14 protein-coding genes and 1 pseudogene are annotated in these 18,477 nt (G+C 70.6%); 9 read left to right on the forward strand and 6 right to left on the reverse strand.

Features of this window, described 5'->3' with window-relative positions:
* Positions 1 to 10: 10 nt before the first annotated feature.
* A complete protein-coding gene (locus HS104_04265) occupies positions 11 to 979 on the forward strand; it encodes a hypothetical protein (protein MBE7479194.1) in 969 nt (322 codons plus the stop codon).
* A gap of 4 nt (positions 980 to 983) precedes the next feature.
* On the opposite strand, the gene HS104_04270 is transcribed toward HS104_04265, so the two are convergent.
* Entirely contained in the window at positions 984 to 1,646 is a 663-nt protein-coding gene (locus tag HS104_04270; protein MBE7479195.1) for a TlpA family protein disulfide reductase, read from the reverse strand.
* Positions 1,647 to 1,701: 55 nt separating this feature from the next.
* Here HS104_04270 and HS104_04275 point away from each other — a divergent pair, with 55 nt between their 5' ends.
* A complete protein-coding gene (locus HS104_04275; protein ID MBE7479196.1) occupies positions 1,702 to 3,561 on the forward strand; it encodes a response regulator in 1,860 nt (619 codons plus the stop codon).
* A 51-nt stretch (positions 3,562 to 3,612) separates the two neighbouring features.
* Positions 3,613 to 4,170 carry a biopolymer transporter ExbD gene (locus HS104_04280; GenBank protein MBE7479197.1) on the forward strand — a complete coding sequence of 186 codons (558 nt, stop codon included), beginning with the start codon at positions 3,613 to 3,615 and terminating at the stop codon, positions 4,168 to 4,170.
* Here the strand turns inward: HS104_04280 and HS104_04285 are convergent.
* Positions 4,151 to 5,071 (reverse strand): alpha/beta hydrolase, encoded by a 921-nt coding sequence (locus tag HS104_04285; GenBank protein ID MBE7479198.1) that lies wholly within the window; start codon positions 5,069 to 5,071, stop codon positions 4,151 to 4,153. The genes HS104_04280 and HS104_04285 overlap by 20 nt on opposite strands.
* Positions 5,072 to 5,080: 9 nt before the next feature.
* Between HS104_04285 and ttcA the strand changes: the two genes are divergently transcribed.
* Positions 5,081 to 5,950 (forward strand): tRNA 2-thiocytidine(32) synthetase TtcA, encoded by an 870-nt coding sequence (gene ttcA / locus HS104_04290; GenBank protein MBE7479199.1) that lies wholly within the window; start codon positions 5,081 to 5,083, stop codon positions 5,948 to 5,950.
* A gap of 30 nt (positions 5,951 to 5,980) precedes the next feature.
* On the opposite strand, the gene HS104_04295 is transcribed toward ttcA, so the two are convergent.
* Positions 5,981 to 7,519, reverse strand: coding sequence for a radical SAM protein (locus tag HS104_04295; GenBank protein MBE7479200.1), 1,539 nt, complete (start codon positions 7,517 to 7,519; stop codon positions 5,981 to 5,983).
* 92 nt (positions 7,520 to 7,611) lie between these two features.
* Here HS104_04295 and HS104_04300 point away from each other — a divergent pair, with 92 nt between their 5' ends.
* Positions 7,612 to 8,862: a 2-isopropylmalate synthase gene (locus HS104_04300; GenBank protein ID MBE7479201.1), complete on the forward strand. Its 1,251-nt coding sequence runs from the start codon at positions 7,612 to 7,614 to the stop codon at positions 8,860 to 8,862.
* A gap of 40 nt (positions 8,863 to 8,902) precedes the next feature.
* Here HS104_04300 and HS104_04305 read toward each other — a convergent pair whose 3' ends face one another.
* Positions 8,903 to 9,241: a PT domain-containing protein gene (locus tag HS104_04305; GenBank protein MBE7479202.1), complete on the reverse strand. Its 339-nt coding sequence runs from the start codon at positions 9,239 to 9,241 to the stop codon at positions 8,903 to 8,905.
* Positions 9,242 to 9,271: 30 nt separating this feature from the next.
* Positions 9,272 to 9,676, reverse strand: a complete 405-nt coding sequence (locus tag HS104_04310; GenBank protein ID MBE7479203.1) for a hypothetical protein — start codon at positions 9,674 to 9,676, stop codon at positions 9,272 to 9,274.
* A gap of 76 nt (positions 9,677 to 9,752) precedes the next feature.
* On the opposite strand from HS104_04310, the gene HS104_04315 reads away from it, so the two are divergent.
* From HS104_04315 to HS104_04325, 3 genes are read left to right on the forward strand one after another with little or no spacing between them, the layout of a single operon-like run.
* Positions 9,753 to 10,985: a glutamate dehydrogenase gene (locus tag HS104_04315; GenBank protein MBE7479204.1), complete on the forward strand. Its 1,233-nt coding sequence runs from the start codon at positions 9,753 to 9,755 to the stop codon at positions 10,983 to 10,985.
* A gap of 5 nt (positions 10,986 to 10,990) precedes the next feature.
* Entirely contained in the window at positions 10,991 to 11,944 is a 954-nt protein-coding gene (locus HS104_04320) for a hypothetical protein (protein ID MBE7479205.1), read from the forward strand.
* 2 nt (positions 11,945 to 11,946) lie between these two features.
* On the forward strand, positions 11,947 to 13,221 hold the full coding sequence (locus HS104_04325; protein MBE7479206.1) for a hypothetical protein: 1,275 nt from the start codon (positions 11,947 to 11,949) through the stop codon (positions 13,219 to 13,221).
* A 297-nt stretch (positions 13,222 to 13,518) separates the two neighbouring features.
* Here the strand turns inward: HS104_04325 and HS104_04330 are convergent.
* Positions 13,519 to 13,794 (reverse strand): annotated as a pseudogene (locus HS104_04330) (hypothetical protein).
* A 1,134-nt stretch (positions 13,795 to 14,928) separates the two neighbouring features.
* Here HS104_04330 and HS104_04335 point away from each other — a divergent pair.
* Positions 14,929 to 18,474, forward strand: a complete 3,546-nt coding sequence (locus HS104_04335) for a DUF255 domain-containing protein (GenBank protein MBE7479207.1) — start codon at positions 14,929 to 14,931, stop codon at positions 18,472 to 18,474.
* Positions 18,475 to 18,477 lie beyond the last annotated feature (3 nt).

The following is an 18,477-nucleotide window of genomic DNA, read 5'->3' on the forward strand; positions in this document are numbered from 1 at the left end:
GGAGAACCCGATGCGCTCCCGATCGCCTTTCCTTTCTTTGTTTGCAGCCGGTCTGCTCGCTGTCGCGTGCGGCGGCGAGAGTGACACCGGTCTCTACGGTGGCAAGGGCGGTAGCGGCAACGCCAGCGGCAGCGGCGGTAGCTCGAGCGGGGGAGCGAGCACGGGTGGCAGCGGCAACTCGGGGGGCGTCGCAGGCGCAGGCAACTCGGGGGGCGTGGCAGGCGCAGGCAATGCCGCGGGTGACGGCGGCAGCGGCAACACGAGCGGCAGCGGCGGCAGCGGCAACACGGGCGGCAGCGGCGGCACCGGCAACACGGGCGGTAGCGGCGGCAGCGGGGCGATGGGCGGAGGTAACACCGGCGGCAGCGGCGCGATGGGCGGAGGCAACACCGGCGGCACGGGCAACACCGGCGGTAGCGGCGCCACGGGTGGAGGCAACACCGGTGGCACCGGGAACACGGGCAACACTGGCGGCGTCGGCGCGACGGGTGGAGGCAACACCGGCGGCAGCGGCAACACCGGCGGCGGGCCCATCGGTGGCATGGGTGGCATGGGTGGCGTCGGTGGTATCGGCGGTATCGGTGGTGCCGGTGGTACCGGTGGCAGCGGCGGTACGGGCGGAGTCGTCGGCGCCGGGACCACGACCTGCGGCACCTCGACGTGCACGAACTCGACCAGCTATTGCTGCCAGAACTGGAGCAGCGGCAGCTACAAAGCGACCTGCCAGCAAGACTGGCAGACCTGCTACGGCACCAACGTCAACTGCGACGGTCCGGAAGACTGCGGCAGCGGCCAGAGCTGCTGCGGCACCTTGGTGCAGTCGCGCCAGGGCAACTACTACACCGACTTCACCTGCAAGACCTACTGCGGCTACAGCGGCGCGCGCGTGGTGTGCGGCAAGTCGCCGGGCGTGTGCCCGACCGGCACGACCTGCAAGCCGAGCGGGATCCTGCCCGAGTACAACATCTGCGGGAGCTGAGCGCTCACTCTACCGAGGCGACTTCGCTGCACAGCCCGGCGTTCTCGCCCACGGCGCGGCCGCGCTGGAACGCGATGCTGCAGGCGTAGGGATCCTTCAAGCTCTCGGCGAAGCCCACCGGGATCGAGCCGTCCCAGGTGCGCGCGCCGTCCACACGCGCGCGGATCACGCCTTTGGGATCGATGAACCAGGTCTCAGGGTAGAGCTTGGTCCCGAACTTGTCCCCGACGATCTTCGCGTCCTCGTCGATGAGCACCTCGAACGGAGGCTTGTCGGTACCGAGAACGCTCTGCAGCGTGCCGCGCACGTCGTCCACGCCGTCGTCCGTCGAAATGGTGACGAGCACGATGTTGTCGTGGGTCTTGACCACCTGCCCGAGCTCCGCGAGGGAGGGCATCTCTTCCAGGCAAGGGCGGCAGGTCTTGGTCCAGAAGTTCAGGATCACCACCTTGCCGCGGTAGCTCGAGAAGCGGACCTTCTCGCCGCTCAGCGACGGCAGCTCGAAGTCCGGAGCCATGCGGTTCCGTCCCGCATAGGTCGGTCCGAGCGCGCACAGCGAGGTGCAGACTCTGCGCGCCTCTCCGTCCCGCGCGGTGCGCGCGAACGAATACACGCCGAACGCGGCGATGGCGACCACGACGAGCTGGGCGAGCTGGGCCGGCTTCACCCTCGCCTACTTAGATCAACGCCGCCCGAAGCGCAAAAGGGCTAGAATCTCGGGCGTGGTGCGAAGAGCTGCGGGCGGACTCCCCAGAGGGCTCGGCCCCGCACTGCTCGCCGCGGCCGATCAGGCCCAGGTGGGCGTGGTGGCCACGCCGCGCGGGAGCGTCCAGAGCCACGCCCTCGTGAGCCCCGGCGCTGCGCGCCTGCTCGGCTACGAGCCCGCTGAGCTCGAGCGTCTGAGCCCCGGCCACTACCTGTCGCCGGAGCTGCTCGCCGCTTTGGGCGGCGACCACTCGCGGGTCCGAGACGCTCTGCTCCGAAAGAAGGACGGTGGAGAGCTCCGAGCGAGCGTCGCGAAGGAAGCCGACCCTGGCTCGCACTTCGACGTCTACGTGTTCCGCGAGGAGCGGGCGGGCGCGCTGGAACGCGCGCGCGCCGACTTTCAGCGCCTGCTCGACGCGGCACCGGACGGGGTGGCCGTGATCGGGCAGAGCGGGCTGCTCTACGCGAACCCGGTGCTCTTGCGCTGGATCGGCTCGCCGGACGTGGCAGCGCTGGCGAAGCTGCGCGTCACCGAGGTGATCCACACCCACGACGTCGAGAAGGCGACCCAGGCGATCAGCGCGTTGCTCGCGGAGCCGGGCAGCCGCGGCGTGTTGCGCATCCGCGTCCGCCGCGCCGGCGGCGGTCTGTTCGACGTGGAGTGCCTGGGGCTCGGCGCGGAGTGGGACGGCCAGCCCGCCTGCGTGGTGGTCGCCCGCGATCTCTCCCAGCGCCGCCACGACCAGTCCCGGCTGATCGTCGCCGACCGCAGCGCGAGCGTCGGGACCATGTCGGCGGGCGTGGCCCACGAGATCAACAACCCGCTGGCCTACCTGCTCCTCAACCTTGAGTACCTGCTCCGTGAGCTGCCGGAGGCGTGCGCGGATCCTGCTCGCATGGCGCACCTGGCGGAGCGCCTGGCCGAGTCGCGGCACGGCGCCGAGCGGGTCGGACAGATCCTGAAGGAGCTGGGCTCGCTCTCGTCGCGGCGTCGGACGCGTCGCCACGGCGTGGACCTCGGCGAGGTCCTGCGCCGCGCGCTGCGCACCGTCGAACGTGAAGTCTCCGACCGTGCCGAGCTCCGCGTCGAGGACGAGGGCGTGCCCTCCGTGGACGCCGATCCGAACAGCCTGGAGCAGCTCTTCATCAACATCCTCGCCAACGCTGCCCAGGCCTTCCCGACCCCTCGCGCCGATCACAGCGTGATCGTCGTCAGGCTCTCGACGGGCGAGGACGGCTCGGCACTGGTCGAGGTGAAGGACAGCGGCAAGGGCATCGCGCCCGAGCACCTGAATCGGATCTTCGATCCGTTCTTCACCACCAAGCCGTCCGGGACCGGGCTGGGGCTGCCGATCTCGCACGCCATCGTGCGTTCCTTCGGCGGGCAGATCTCGGTGGACAGTGAGCTCGGCAAGGGCACCACCTTCCGCGTCGTGCTCCCGCCCGGAACCCGGCCGGCCGCGGAGCTCGCTCGCTCCTCGAGCGTCCCGGTCCCGGCTGGCCGGCGGGCGCGGGTGCTTGTGGTGGACGACGACGCGGTGGTGGCCGAGACCCTGCGCCGCGTGCTGGCCGAGCGCTACGAGGTCCAGGTCTCGACCAGCGCAGAGCAAGCGCTGGCAGTCCTGGGGGCGGATCCGGGCTTCGACGTGGTGCTGTGCGACCTGCTCATGCCGGACATGTCGGGCATGGATCTGCACGAGGCCTTGGCCCAGACCCGCCCGGGCCTGGAGGAGCGCCTGGTGTTCATGACCGGCGGCGCGTTCACCGCTCGGGCCCGGGATTTCCTGCGCCGCGTGGGCAACCCGCGCCTGGAGAAGCCCTTCGAGTTCGAGCAACTCCACGCCATCGTGGGTGAGCGGCTGGCGCAGAACTGCTGAGCAGCCAAGGAACGGCGAGCGCCGTTTGTCCGACCTCCTCGGAGGCGAGAAATGGCTCAGATCGACACGGGTTCCCACGCATCATCCCGCCGCGAGACCAACCGCGAGCTGCCACTGGTTCCGTTCATCGACTTCCTGCTCTGTCTGGTGTCGTTCCTGCTGATCACCGCCGTCTGGTCTCAGATGGCCCGGGTCGAGGCCTCGGCGAACGTGCCTGGCAAGCAGTGCGAGGACGGGCCCTGCAAGGACGAGAAGCCCAAGCGCCTGCACGTGGACATGAAAGAGAAGAAGTTCTCCCTCGCCTGGAAGCAAGGGGACACGGTCGTGGCGACGGCCGAAGTCGAGCGCAAGCCCGTGAAGACGGAGGCCGGCGACGTGCGCTTCCCGGAGCTGGAGAAGCGCCTGGCCGAGGAGTGGCGCACGCAAGGCGTGCACAAGGCCGCCACCGACGACAAGACCGACCAGGCCGTGCTGCACACGCTGAACGACACCGAGTTCGGCGAGCTGGTCGCCGTGATGGACGCCTTGCACGCCCAGCGCAAGGAGAGGAAGCTCGGCGGTGCGACGGCGCAGGTGCCGGCCTTCGCGGTCACGTTCGCGGCGAACTGAGGAACGGCTCGACCACCGCGAGCAAGCGCTCCGGGCTGTCGACTTGGGCGAAGTGCGAGGTGTCCTCGAGCCAGTGGAGCTCGGCCCCCGGCAGGAGCGCGGCGAGCTCGTCCCCAACGCGCGGTGGCACCATCGGGTCCTGCCGCGCGTAGACCAGCTGGAGCGGGATCGGGAAAGGTCCTCGCCCGACCGCGCGCACGAAGTCGCGCATGGCGCGCGGGTCCAGCGTTTCGCCCAGGTAGCGCACGAAGGCGCGGGAGCCCTCGGGGCTCGCGACGACGGCGCCATACTCTCGGGCCTCTTCCAAGGACTTCAGGCTCTCGTCGAAGTAGTGGACGTTCCGGTGGACCCAGCGCTGCGGGTCTCTGCGAACGAAGCGCGCGAGCGCGGCCCGCACGCCCGGTACGGCGAGCGCTGCGTGGAGCGCCCAGAGCCGCGCGTCTGGTGTGCCCGGCGAGTGGATGTTCACCAGGCGCGTGAAGACCTGTGGGTCCTCCAGCACGGCGCGCATGCACAGGTAACCTCCGAGCGAGTTGCCGATGGTGCGGCAGCCGCGGATGCCAAGGGCGTCGGTGAGCTCGATGATCCAGCGCGCCATCGCGGCCGCCGTGTAAGGGACGTCGGGTTTGGCGCTCCGGCCGGCGCCGGGTAGATCCGGGGCGATGACTCGAAAAGAGCGCGAGAGCGGCTCGAGCACGTAGCGCCAGGAGTAGCTCGAGGTCATCAGGCCGTGGATCAGCAAGAGCGGCGGCCCTTCGCCCAGCTCTCGCAGGTGAACCGCGTGGCGCCCGAAGGCGCGCGAGTCGAGCTCCAGCGTGCGGGGCTGGGACTTCGCGTAGGCGTGGGCGACGCGGGGTGTCTCGGGTAGCTCCGCGAAGGCGCCGCGGGTGAAGGGCTTCATCCGCCCGGCATGCTAGCTTCCGCGCCGATGACCCGCCTGGAAAAGCGCCTGCTCGGCCTGGTCGCGAGGGCCAGCTCGGACTTCGGGCTGCTCGAGCCGAACGACCGGGTCTTGGTCGCGGTCAGCGGCGGCAAGGACTCGCACGCCTTGCTCTACCTCTTGCGCGAGGTGCAGCGCCGAGCGCCGTTCCCGTTCTCGCTGGTGGCGGTGAACCTGGATCAGGGCCAGCCGGGCTTTCCGTCGCAGGTGTTGCCCGAATACTTCGCGAAGGAAGGCTACGAGCACCGCATCGTCGTCGAGGACACCTACAGCATCGTCAAGGACAAGGTGCCCGAGGGGAAGACGTACTGCTCGCTCTGCTCCCGTCTCCGGCGCGGCATCCTGTACAACGTGGCGGAGGAGCTCGGCGCCACCAAGATCGCCCTCGGGCACCACCGCGACGACGTGATCGAGACCTTGGTCCTGAACCTGTTCTACTCGGGACAGCTGAAGGCGATGCCGCCGCGGCTGCGCTCGGACGACGGACGCAACGTGGTGATCCGCCCGCTGGTCTACTGCTCGGAGGCGGATCTCGCGGCCTTCGCCGCCGAGCGCGAGTTCCCCATCGTGCCGTGCAACCTGTGCGGATCGCAGGACAACCTTCAGCGCAAGCGCGTCAAAGAGCTGCTCACGCGCCTCGACGCCGAGAACCCCAAGGTCCGCGCCAACGTGTTCGCGGCGCTCGGCAACGTGCGGCCGACGCACATCTACGATCTCGAGGTGCGCCGCCGCTTCGGCGTCGAGGAGGCGCACGGGCCGGACGAGTTCCTGGAGCCGAGCGCGCACGACACCCTTGGCGCCGGGCTCGTCTCGTTGTCGTTCGCGAAGAGCGCGGAGTGAGGGGCTGCTCACACGAAGTGAGGCCCAGACCTACCCCGTCGAGAGCGCGAGCCGTCGCTTACGCTCCCGGTCGGGTTTCAGCGGCGGGCGCGCCTCGGCGTAGCCGTGCCCGTCGGGCCGGTGGCCGAGCGCGGCGAAGGCGCGCTTCATGCTGGCGAAGCTGCCGCCGGCGCGCACGGCGCCGGCCATCGCGAGCCCCTCCGCCTCGCCGCCCTGAGAGAGCACGTGCTCGACCCAGGCCCACTTGGCGCTCACGGCGCGCACGTCCGCGCGCCCCCGGAGCCCGCGGCGCAGGCGCTCGAGCCGCCGTCCGACCAGATCCACGCCGGCGTACGGCATGCCGTCCAGCGGGGTGTTCTTCTTGCTGCAGAAGGGCGAGATGCCCAGGGCCACCGGCACGATTTTCGAGAGCTCGCCGACGAAGCGCGCGCACTCGTCGATGTCGGCGTCGGTCTCGCCGGGCAGGCCGATCATCAGGTAGAGCTTCAAGCGCTCGATGCCGTGAGCGCGGGCGGCCCGCGCGGCGCCCAGGTAGTGTTGCTCCTGACCACGCCGCTCGATCACGTCGCGCATGCGCTGGCTGGGACCGTCGAGGGCGGTGGTCAACGTCCTGTGGCCGGCCGCCGCGAGCGCCGCCACGAAATCGTCCTTGAGGCGGTCCGGGCGCAGGCTGGAGAGGCCGACCTGGGTGCCGCGCTCGGCCAGGCTGCGCACGATCTCGGTGATGCGCGGGTGGTCGCTGACCGCCGCGCCCACCAGCCCGACCTTGCGCTCTTGCCGCGGGATGGCCTCGAGCACCACCTCCATGGGCACGATGCGCATGCCGCCGTTGGTGGTGCGCCGCATCACGCAATACGTGCAGCCGCGCGAGCAGCCGCGCTCCGTCTCGAGCAAGAGCATGTCGGACAGCTCGGCGTGCGGCGTGCGGATGCAGCTCACCGCGGGCAAGAGCGCGTCGTCGCAGGCCGCGATGGGCGGCAATCGGGCGCCGTGGTGCGCCGGCACGAATACGTGGGGGTGCGCCGCCAGCTTCGTCAGGGCGCTCGACTTGCTCTCGGCTCCGAGGATGGTCTCGAGGGCGAAGGCGACGATCTCCTCGGCCTCGCCCAGGATCACCGCGTCGGCGTAGCCCGCCAGGGTGAGCGGGTTGCTGAAGGTCAGCGGCCCGCCCATCAGCACGAACGGCGCGCGTTCGTCGCGCAACGCGCGCTCGGGCGCGATGCCCGCCGCGTCCAGCATGCGGACGAGGCCGGCGAGCTGCAGCTCGTAGGCCACGCTGAAGGCCAGCACCGGGAACTCGCCCAGGCTCCGCGTGCCTTCGTAGCTGACGGGGCTCTCGACACGGGCGCCGGCGTCCTCCCCGCCGTCGTCCAAGAACACCCGCTCGCAGCCGAGGCCCGGCAGCGCCTGGATTGCGCGATAGATGCGCTGGTACCCGAGCGAGCTCATGCCCACCGAGTACGGAGACGGGTACACCAGCGCGACGCGGCGGGGGGCGTCTTTCTCGATGCGACCCACTTCGTCGGTCAGACGCTGACGGATCAGTCGGCGCGTGGCGTCGGAAGGCATCGGGGAAGGAGTACAACGCCGCAACGCAGCGCGCCATGTTCCCGGTCGAGTCGGGGTTGCGAGCTGCCGGATCGCTGGGCCATATTCCCGGCATGCCGAGCCAGCCGCCTCGCAACGACGATCTGGTCTACGACTGGAACGAGATCGCCCGCAAGGGTCGGGTCATCCCCCGTGGCGTCGAGTTCTTCGACGAGACGCTGCGCGACGGGCTGCAGAACCCGAGCGTGAAGGATCCGAACATCGAGGACAAGCTTCAGCTCTTGCACCTGATGGACAAGCTCGGCATCCACCAGGCGGACATCGGCCTGCCCGGCTCGAGCAAGCGCGCCTTCGACGACTGCCTGCGCATGTGCCAGGAGATCGTCAAGCACAAGCTGAAGATCCGCGTGGCCTGCGCGGGTCGCACCGTTCCCGGCGACATCTCGCCGATGGTCGAGCTCTCGCAGCGCGCCGGCATCCCGGTCGAGGTGTACGCGTTCGTGGGCTCGAGCCCGATCCGCGCGCTGGCAGAGGAGTGGGACCTCGAGCTGATCAAGAAGCGCAGCGCCGAGGCCATCGACGTCGGCGTGAAGGGAGGACTCTCGGTCTGCTACGTGACGGAGGACACCACGCGCAGCCGCCCCCAGGTGCTGTCCGAGCTGTTCAAACTCGCGGTCGATCACGGCGCGTCGCGGCTTTGCCTGTGCGACACCGTGGGCCACGCCACGCCGGACGGCGTGCGCAACTTGATCCAGTTCACGCAGAGCCTGATCGCCGGCATGGGCGCCGACGTCGGCATCGACTGGCACGGTCACAACGATCGTGGCCTGGGCCTGGTCAACGCCATCTACGCGCTGGAGTGGGGCGCGAGCCGCGTCCACGCCTGCGCCCTGGGCATCGGCGAGCGGGTGGGCAACGCGCAGATGGAGCTCATCCTGCTCAACCTCAAGCTGCTCGGTATGCTGGAGAACCAGGACCTGACGCACCTGGTCGAGTACTGCGAGACGGCCGCGCGCGCCGTCGGCTGGCACATCCCGATCAACTACCCGCTGGTCGGGCAGGACGCCTTCCGCACCGCCACCGGCGTGCACGCGGCCGCCATCATCAAGGCGCAGGCCAAGGGCGACGCCTGGCTGGCCGATCGCATCTACAGCGGTGTGCCCGCCGGCATGTTCGGCCGCAAGCAGGAGATCGTCATCGGCTACATGTCGGGAGCCAGCAACGTCACGTACTGGCTGCGCACGCGCAACATCGAGCCCAGCGAGACGCTGGTCAAGGCCATCCTGGGCAAGGCCAAGGAGAGCGATCACATCCTGACCGAGGAGGAAGTGATGGCGGTCGTGAAGGCGCACCGCGCGAGCTGAGGCTGGTCGGGGCGAGCGCGCTCACGCGCCATGTCGCGGCTCACCGCACGGGGCGCGGATGCGGCGGGCGTGCGGTTGGGCGTGCGGTTGGGCGTGCGGTTGGGCGTGCGGTTGGGCGGTCGAGCGGGGAATGGGGTGCGCGGCGCGGCCGAAGTGTGCGGTTGGGCGTGCGGTTGGGCGTGCGGGAGCGGGGAATGGGGTGCGCGCCGCGGCCGAAGTGTGCGGTTGGGCGTGCGGTTGGGCGTGCGGTTGGGTGTGCGGTTGGGCGTGCGGTTGGGCGTGCGGTTGGGCGTGCGGCTGGGCGTCGCGAGGCCTCCTCGCGCGGCCCGCGCCCATGGGGCACGCGGGGGGAGCGGGGGCGCACCTCGGCGAAGAGCACGCGCGGGTACCTCGCCGCCGGAGCGGTGCCCTACTGTTTGGACTGTTTGAGCTCCGCCGCCAGCTCCTCCAGCATGATGCGGCACCTGGGGTCGGAGCAGTGGCGCACCACTGCGAAGGGCACCCGCCGGGTCTTCTCGTCCTTGCCGGTGACGACGAACACCGTGTCGGCGTCGCGGGTCGCGAGCACCGTCGCCGGGGAGACTTGCTCGGCCTTCCAGCCCGCCTTTTCCAGCGCGCTCGCGTAGGCCCCGGCCAGCTCCTCCCGCTTTCGGTCGGGGTACTCGACCGTCACGACCAGGTTGTCCTCCTTGCAAACGCGTCCGCCGTCGAGCACCACGCCCAGACGTCTGGCGGTCGGGCTCTCTGCGATCGGATCGCACGGCTTCTGGCAACCCGCGGCGGCCACGACGACGGCGAGGAGCCACGTTCTCACGTCGAGGAGCGTACCCCTTTCCGCCCGCGCGCCCATCGCGATACTCTCCCCGTCTCCGAGGGAGGCGCCCATGAGCATGAACGCGACCGAGACCACCAATCACTACCTGACTCGAGCGTTCGACCTGCTCAAGCTCTCCCCGCGTTACAAGACTTTGCTGCTCACGCCGAGCCGAGAGCTCCGGGTGGAGGTCGCGATCGAGCTCGACGACGGCAACATCGGCAACTTCATCGGCTACCGCATCCAGCACGACAACTCCCGCGGGCCGTACAAAGGCGGGCTCCGCTATCACCCGGACGTGGACCTCGACGAGGTGCGCTCGCTCGCGAGCCTGATGACCTGGAAGACCGCGGTGGTGAACGTGCCGTTCGGCGGGGCCAAGGGCGGCATCCAGGTCGACCCGAGCAAGCTCTCGCGGCGTGAGCTCGAGCGCCTGAGCCGGCGCTTCATCGACCAGATCGCCGAGCTGATCGGCCCGGACGCGGACATCCCCGCGCCGGACATGAACACCAACGCCTCGGTCATGGCGTGGATGTTCGATCAGTACAGCAAGCGCTACGGGTTCTCGCCCGGCGTCGTCACCGGCAAGCCGGTGGGGCTCCACGGTTCCCTCGGCCGCGACGCCGCCACCGGTCGCGGCTGCCTGTTCGCGATCCGCGAGGTCCTGGCCTCGGAGGGTCGGAAGCTCCAGGGCACGCGCTTCGCCGTGCAGGGCTTCGGAAACGTGGGCAGCTGGTTCGCCAAGCTGGTCCATGCGGAGGGCGGGCGCGTGCTCGCGGTGAGCGACGTGAAGGGCGGCATCACGAACCCCGACGGGCTCGACATTCCGCGCGTGGTCGAGCACGCGGCGGCGACCGGCAGCGTGGTCGGCTTCCCGGGCAGCACCCCGATCTCGAACGAGGATCTGCTGACGACGGACTGCGACGTGCTCGTACCGGCGGCGCTCGGTCACGTCCTGACGCGGGACAACGCCGAGAAGGTGAAGGCGAAGTGGGTGGTGGAGGCCGCCAACGGCCCGACCACCATGGAGGCGGACGAGATCTTCAACCGGCGCGGCGTGGTCTGCCTGCCGGACATCTGGGCCAACGCCGGCGGCGTGACCGTGTCCTACTTCGAGTGGACGCAGAACACGCAGAAGTTCCGCTGGCCCGAGGAGCAGGTGAACCGCGAGCTCGAGAGCCACATGGTCGAGGCCTGGAGGTGCATCCAGAGCACCATGAAGGAGCACGGCTGCTCCATGCGCACCGCGGCGTTCGCGCTGGCCGTGACCCGGGTGAAGGAAGCCACCGACTTGCGCGGGCTCGGGTGAGAAGCGTGCGACCGTTCCTGCTCTTGGCGCTCGGGCTGTGTGCGTGCCGGGATCCGGCGCCGCCGGCGCCGCCGCGGGCCGAGCCGGTGGCGCCGCCGAGCGCGCCGGCGAGCGCAGCGCCGAGCGCCGTGCCGCCCGCGGCGCCCCCGCCCGCGCCCGAAGCGCTCCCGGGGCCGCCGAGCGCCGAACGCTACCCGTGGCTCGCGGACCCGAACCTGGAACCGAAGGCGGTCGAGACGCTGCGCACGCGCTTCCCGCCGCCGCCCGGCTTCCGGCGGGTCGTCCCGGTGCCGAAGAGCTTCGGCGAGTGGCTGGGCGACCTGCCGTTGGCCGAGGCCGGGACGCCGGTGCGAGCCTTCGACGGGCGCGTGCTGCACCCCGCGACCGACAAGCGCATCGCCGCCGTCGTCGCCCTCGACGTCAGCCGCGCGGATCTGCAGCAGTGCGCCGACACCGTGATCCGCCTGCACGCGGAGTGGCGCTGGTCGCAGGGTGCGCGCGACATGAGCTATCGCGCCGCCGCTGGCATGGAGCTGCCATGGTCGCGCTGGGCGAGCGGCGAGCGCATCGTGCCCAAGGGCGCGAGCATCCAGTGGGTGCCTGGGAGCAAGGCCGTGGACGACCACGCGAGCTTCCGCAAATACCTGGACGCGGTGTTCGCCTGGGCCAACACCGTGAGCCTGGAGAAGCAGGCCAGGCAGGTGTTGCCGGTCGATCTGCGCGCCGGCGATTTCTTCATCCTGCCCGGCAACCCGGGCCACGTCGTCTTGGTGCTCGACGTCGCCAGGGGCAAGGAGCGAGTGGCGCTGCTCGGTCAGAGCTTCATGCCCGCGCAGAACATGCAGGTGCTGCGCGCTCCCGACGGTGGTCCCTGGTTCCACGTCGATCCGTCGAAAGACGTTGACACACCGTTCTGGAAGCCGTTTCCGTGGGGCTCGCTGAGGCGGCTCCCGGAATGAAGGTGGCGAAGGCGAAAGCGAAGAAGGCCGAGGTGGAGGCGGAGAAGCTGCCGCCACCGGAGCGGCGCGAGCGCCGCTCGCTTTCGCACGTGGGCGGTGCCATCGAGACGGCGGGCCCGGATCTCGCTCGGGCCGAGGTGCTGAAGCGAGCCCTCAGCGTGCGCGCGGACGAACAGAGCACGATGCGCCACGTCCACGGCTTCCACAGCTACCCCGCGCGGCTGCACCCCGAGACGGCCGCGCGTCTGGTCGAAGGTCTTTCGAAGCCGGGAGACACCGTGCTCGATCCGTTCTGCGGCAGCGGCACGGTGCTGGTCGAGGCGCACCGGCTCGGGCGACGCGCGCTCGGCATCGACGCCAACCCGCTCGCTGTCGAGCTGGCGAAGCTGAAGACGTTGGGGCTGGGGACGCGGGAGACGGCCAGTCTGGTGGAGACGGCGCAGCAGATCGCGGAGAAAGCCGACGCTCGCCGGCTGGCCAAGGCGGCGCCGACTCGTCGCTACGGACCGGAGGACCGCGAGCTCTTCGACATACACGTTCTGCTCGAGCTGGACAGCCTCACGAGCGGCATCGACTCCCTCCCGCGCGGAGAAATGAAGCGCGCGCTGCTCTTGGTGCTCTCGTCCATGCTGACCAAGGTCAGCAAGAAGCCGGGCGACACCACCAGTCGGACGTCGGCGCGGCGGCTGCCTGGCGGCTTCGCGATCGCGTTCTTCGTGAAGAAGACCGAGGAGCTGGTGCGCCGCCTGCAAGCCTATCAGGCGCTGGTCGCGGATCCGCGGATCGAGGTCAAGGTCGGCCCCGGCGACGCACGCCACCTCGAGCGCGTTCGCGCCGGCAGCGTCGCGCTGGTGGTCGCTTCGCCGCCTTATCCCGGCGTGTACGACTACTACTCGCACCACGCCGTGCGTCTGCGCTGGCTGGGGCTGGAGGAGGAGCGCTTCGAGCGCTTCGAGATCGGCTCGCGGCGCGGCGCCAAGGGCAGGACCTTCGACGCTGCGCTCGCCACCTGGCGGCGCGACTTCGGCGCCTGCCTCGGGGAGATGGCGCGGGTGCTCTCGCCGAAGGGCGCCGCCGCCTTGATCATCGCGGACAGCGCGCTCAGCGGGCGGGCCTTCCGCGCCGATCAGGTCACCGCCGCGCTGGCGGAGAACGTCGGGCTGCTGGTAGTGGCGCGGGCGTCGCAGAAGCGACCGCACTTCCACCTGCCGAGCCAGGCGGCCTTTCGCGGCGAGCCGCGGCGAGAGCACGTGCTCCTGTTGAAGCACGCGCCCTAGCCGCGGTTGCCCCGCCTCACTTCAGCGCCGGCGGCGACGCGCGAACAACGCCCCGAGCGCCGTCAGCACGAGCCAGCTCGACGACGGAGCGCTCCGGGCCGGAACGCGGCAGCCGCAGCCGCCGTCGTCCTCGCCGACGTCGAGGCCGGTGCCGCCGTCCTTGCCGCCGCCCACGCCGCCGTCCTTGCCGCCGCTCGCGCTGCCGCCGGTGGAGCTGCCGCCGGTCGCGCTGCCCGCCGCGCCGCCGGTCGCGCTGCCCGCCGCGCCGCCGGTCGCGCTGCCCGCCGCGCCGCCGGTCGCGCTGCCCGCCGCGCCGCCCGTGCTGCCCGCTGTTCCGCCGGTCGCGCTGCCCGCCGCGCCACCGGTCGCACCGCCTGTCCCGCCGGTCGTGCCGCCTGTCCCGCCGGTCGTGCCGCCGGTACCGCCGGTCGCACCGCCGGTACCGCCGGTCGCACCGCCGGTCCCGCCGGTCGTGCCGCCTGTCCCGCCGGTCGTGCCGCCGGTACCGCCAGTCGTGCCACCGGTACCGCCGGTCGTGCCACCGGTACCGCCGGTTCCTCCGCTGCCCGCGTCTGCGCAGCCGGCGATCGGCGTGTGCGTGCACCCGCTGGTGGTGTTGCAGGCATCGGTCGTGCAGGGATCGTTGTCGTCGCAGTTGACCGTCGTGTTCACGCAGGCGCCGCTCGTGGTGTTGCAGCTGTCGGTGGTGCAGGCGTTGTTGTCGTTGCAGTTCTTCGCGACGTGAGCGCAGCCGGTGGCGGGGTTGCAGCTGTCGGTGGTGCAGGCGTTGTTGTCGTCGCAGTTCGTGGGCGTGGTGCCCGGCTGGCACGAACCGTTCGCGCAGGTGTCACCGGTGGTGCAGGCGTTCTTGTCGTCGCAGGGGTTGGTGTTCGGCTGCCCCAGGCACACCCCGTTGTTGGGGTTACAGGTGTCGGTGGTGCAGACGTTGCCGTCGTCGCAGTTCTTCATCGTCGCCGGCGCGCACTTGCCCGCGCCGTCGCAGGTGTCCGTGAGCGAGCAGGCGTTGCCGTCGTTGCAGCTCGTGTCCTTCAGCAGGTTCAGCGCCTGGCAGCTGCCAGCCGTGGCATTGATGATGCAAGTGTTGACTACGCAGCCGTTGCGGCCATAGCTGCATGGGCTGACCGCCGAGATGCACGTCCCCGTGCCGTTGCACTGCCCGCTGCACGTGTTCGTGTTGAGAGAGTTCGCCGGCCGACAAGCCGCGCCGGCCTTGGCGGCCACCGCGATGCAAGCGCCGTTCAGGCACGAGTTGGCGCAGGGTCCGCTGCCGATGCCGCTGACCGTGCCGCATGCGGCGCCGTCGAGGGTCTTGATGCCGGCTGCCGCGAGCGTCACGCACGCCGGTAAGCTGTTGGTGCCCACGAAGCAGATGCCGCCGCACTCGAGCAGTGGACCCGTGGCGCCGTCCGGATCGCAGGGCTGCCCGATGTTGCCCGCCGTGCAGGGGCCGGTCAGAAACTCCGTGGCCTCTCCGGTCGGCTCGCTGGGCGAAGACGTCTCCGTCGGCTCGTCGGCCGCGGAGCAGGACATGATTCCAAGCACGCTCAGAAGCGCGACTGCGCTGGTGACCTTACGCATCGATTCCTCCCGATGAAAAGCAGCGCTCAGAGTACAGGCTCGGGGCCTTGGGCGAAATGGTGACCCTATCGATTGCCGCGGGCTCGGCGCATCCCTAGGCATTGGCCCATGTCCGCGCCCGATCGCAGGCCCAATCGGCTGATCACCGAGACCAGCCCGTATCTGCTCCAGCACGCCCACAACCCGGTGGACTGGTACCCGTGGGGACCGGAGGCGCTCGAGCGCGCCCGGCGCGAGGACCGCCCCATCCTGCTCAGCATCGGCTACGCGGCGTGCCACTGGTGCCACGTCATGGAGCGCGAGAGCTTCGAGAACGAGGTCATCGCGCGGCAGATGAACGAGCACTTCGTCTGCATCAAGGTGGACCGTGAGGAGCGCCCGGACTTGGACGAGATCTACATGGCCGCGACCGTGTCCATGAGCGGCGGCGGCGGCTGGCCCATGACGGTGTTCCTGACTCCGGACCAGCGCCCGTTCTTCGCCGGCACCTACTTCCCGCCCGAGGACAGGTACGGACGCCCGGGCTTCGGCACGCTGCTCGGACGCATCACCGAGCTCTGGCAAAAAGAGCGCGACAGCCTGTTCGCGCAGGCCGAGGAGCTCACCGAGCAAGTCGAGGCGCAGTCGAAGCTCGCGCGCGCGAGCTCCATCGACCCGAACGCGATCGGCGCGGCGGTGGAGCAGCTCGGCGCCGCCTTCGATCCGCGCTGGGGCGGCTTCGGCGCGGCGCCGAAGTTCCCGCCCTGCTCCGCGCTGGAGCTGCTCCTCTGCCACCACCACCGAAGCGGCGACGCCCAAGCGCTCGAGATGGTGACGAAGACGCTGGACGGCATGAAGAACGGCGGCATCTACGATCAGCTCGCGGGTGGTTTCGCGCGCTACTCGACGGACGAGCGCTGGCTCGTTCCTCACTTCGAAAAGATGCTCTACGACAACGCGGCGCTCGCCCGGGTGTACCTCTGGGCCTTCCAGGTCACGCAGGACCCGGAGTACGCCCGGGTGGCCCGAGAGACGCTCGACTACGTGCTACGCGAGATGCAAGGCCCGGAAGGCGGCTACTACTCCGCCACGGACGCCGACAGCGAGGGCGAGGAAGGGAAGTTCTTCGTCTGGAGCCCGGATCAGATCCGAGCCGTGCTGAGCGCGGAGGAGGCCGATCGGTTCTGCGCCTTCTACGACGTGACACCGGCGGGGAACTGGGAGGGCAAGAGCATCCTCAACACGCCCAAGCCGGACGCCGAGCTCGCCGCGTCCCTGGCCGGCGCGAGGCAGAAGCTCTACGCCGCGCGCTCCGAGCGCGTACCACCGCTCCTGGACGACAAGGTGCTCTCTGCCTGGAACGGGCTGATGATCGGCGCCATGGCCGAAGGCGCGCGCATCTTGGGCGATCAGCGCTACCTGGAGAGCGCCGAGCGCGCAGCCGCCTTCGCCCTCGATCGCCTGATGCGGCCCGACGGTGGCCTCTACCGCACCGCGCGTGGTGGCAAGGCTCACCTGGATGCCTACCTGGAGGACTACGCCTACCTCGGCGATGCGCTGCTCGACCTCTACGAAGCTGGGGGCTCGGCGGCGCACCTCTCGAACGCGACGCGCCTTTGCGAGCGCTTGCTCGCCGACTTCGGCGATCCGGCGGGTGGCGCCTTCTACTTCACCGCTCACGCACACGAGCAGCTCCTGACCCGCACCCGCGAGGGGCACGACGGCGCCCTGCCGAACCCGAATGCGGTGGCCGCGCGGCTGCTCGCGCGGCTCTCGGTGCAGCTCGATCGCCCCGAGTGGCGCGAGCGCGCCGCCTCCGCGCTCACCGCCTACGGCCAGCTCATCGAGCGTTCGCCGCGCTCGTTCGCGACCTCCCTCGGCGTAGTGGACTTCTTGGCCGAGCCGCCCCTCGAGCTCTGTCTGGTCGGCGAAGCGAGCGACCGCCAGCCGCTTTGGGCCGAAGTTTCTCGTCACTACCTGCCCAATCGTTCGATCGGTCTCGGTACGGACCACTCCGCGCTGACTCGAGGCAAGTCCCTGGTGGACGGCAAGCCGGCCCTGTACGTGTGCCGCGACTACGCCTGCCAGGCGCCGATCACCAAGCCGGAGGAGGTCGCCGAGGCCCTCGGCGCCGCCGCCAAGAGCGCCCGGGAGGCGCGCAGAGGCTGCATCGGCGCGAAGAAGCTCCCGGGCCACGCCAGCGCCGAAGGCACGCGTGCGCTCTCGGAGAAGCACCCTGAGAACGCCTACGTCGAGCTCGGCGCGAGCGGGCTCTGGGTCAGCAGGCTCGGCTTCGGCGGCTACCGCGTCAGCGCGCACAGCGCGGAGCACCGCGCGGCGTTGATCGACGCGCTCGGCGCCGGAGTGAACCTGATCGACACCTCGACCAACTACACCGACGGGGAGAGCGAACGCCTGATTGGTGAGGTGCTCGCCGAGCTGGAGCAGAGCGGCCGGCTGTGGCGAGACCAGATCGTGGTCGTCTCCAAGCTCGGCTACGTGCAGGGCAAGAATCTGGAGCTGGCGAAGGAGCGCGAGAGCGCGGGTCGGGCTTTCCCCGAGATGGTCAAGGTCGGGCCCGGCATCTGGCACGACCTCCACCCCGAGTGGCTGGAGGACCAGCTCGGGCGCTCGCTCGATCGCCTGGGTCTCGAGAGCTTGGACGTGTGTCTGCTCCACAACCCGGAGTACTTCCTCACCGACGCGGTGAAGCGCGGCGAAGGCCCGCTCGGGAAGCTGCGCGACGAGTTCTACCGGCGCGTCGAGGCGGCGTTCGTGCACCTCGAAGCCGAGCGAGCGCGCGGGAGGATCCGCGCCTACGGCGTGTCGAGCAACACCGTGGGCAGCTCGCCGGACGATCGCGATGCCACGGAGCTCGCGCGCTTCCTCGCCGCGGCCCGGCGCGCCGGGGGTGACGCGCACGGCTTCCGCGTGCTCCAGCTGCCGTTGAACTTGTTCGAGACCGGCCCCGCCGAGCGCGGCGTGCTCGAGCTGGCGGCGCGGGAGAAGATCGCCGTGCTGGTCAATCGCCCGCTGAACGTCATCGCCGGGCAAGAGCTGGTGCGCCTGGCCGACCCCCCCATCTTGGCGGGCGCACCTCCGATCGAAGCAGCGCTGGCGCGCGTCGCGGAGCTGGAGCAAGAGTTCAGGAAGCAGCTGGCGCCGAGGCTCCGCACCGGGCCGGGCAGCCCGCCGCCGGAGGCGCTCTTCAACTGGGGCGAGCAGCTCGGCCGACTGCCGGCGGCGGCGCAGACCTTCGCGGAGTGGAGCCAGATCGAGCACGAGGTGGTCCTGCCGCGCACGCACCACGTGCTCTCGGCGCTCGATCGCGCGATGCGCGGCGATGCGGAGAAGCCCTGGCGAGACTTTCGCGCGCGCTACGCGCCGGCGCTCGAGCAGTTGCTCGCGGCGCTCGGGCAGCGCGCGGCGGAGCGCAGCCGCGCCTTCTCGCTGCGCCTGCACGCGGCGCTCGATCCTCACCTGCCCGCGGCGCGGCGTGCGGCCACGCTCTCCCAGAAGGCGCTCCTCGTCGTCGCGAGCCAATCCGGGGTGACGAGCGTGCTCGTGGGCATGCGCCGCCCTGCCTACGTCGCCGACGCCCGCGCGGTGCTGGGCTGGGAGCCGCTCGAGTCACCGGCTGCAGCGCTGACCGCCGCAAAGGCGCTCGTGGGCTAACCT

The sequence above is a fragment of the Polyangiaceae bacterium genome (assembly GCA_015075635.1).
Classification (GTDB): Bacteria; Myxococcota_A; Polyangia; order Polyangiales; family Polyangiaceae; genus JADJKB01.

Excerpts from the sequence above, each read along its gene's own strand:
- HS104_04265 (MBE7479194.1), top strand. The coding sequence starts at position 11 with ATGCGCTCCCGATCGCCTTTCCTTTCTTTGTTTGCAGCCGGTCTGCTC.
- HS104_04280 (MBE7479197.1), top strand. The coding sequence starts at position 3,613 with ATGGCTCAGATCGACACGGGTTCCCACGCATCATCCCGCCGCGAGACC.
- HS104_04285 (MBE7479198.1), bottom strand. The coding sequence starts at position 5,071 with ATGAAGCCCTTCACCCGCGGCGCCTTCGCGGAGCTACCCGAGACACCC.
- ttcA (MBE7479199.1), top strand. The coding sequence starts at position 5,081 with ATGCTAGCTTCCGCGCCGATGACCCGCCTGGAAAAGCGCCTGCTCGGC.
- HS104_04295 (MBE7479200.1), bottom strand. The coding sequence starts at position 7,519 with ATGCCTTCCGACGCCACGCGCCGACTGATCCGTCAGCGTCTGACCGAC.
- HS104_04300 (MBE7479201.1), top strand. The coding sequence starts at position 7,612 with ATGCCGAGCCAGCCGCCTCGCAACGACGATCTGGTCTACGACTGGAAC.
- HS104_04315 (MBE7479204.1), top strand. The coding sequence starts at position 9,753 with ATGAACGCGACCGAGACCACCAATCACTACCTGACTCGAGCGTTCGAC.
- HS104_04335 (MBE7479207.1), top strand. The coding sequence starts at position 14,929 with ATGTCCGCGCCCGATCGCAGGCCCAATCGGCTGATCACCGAGACCAGC.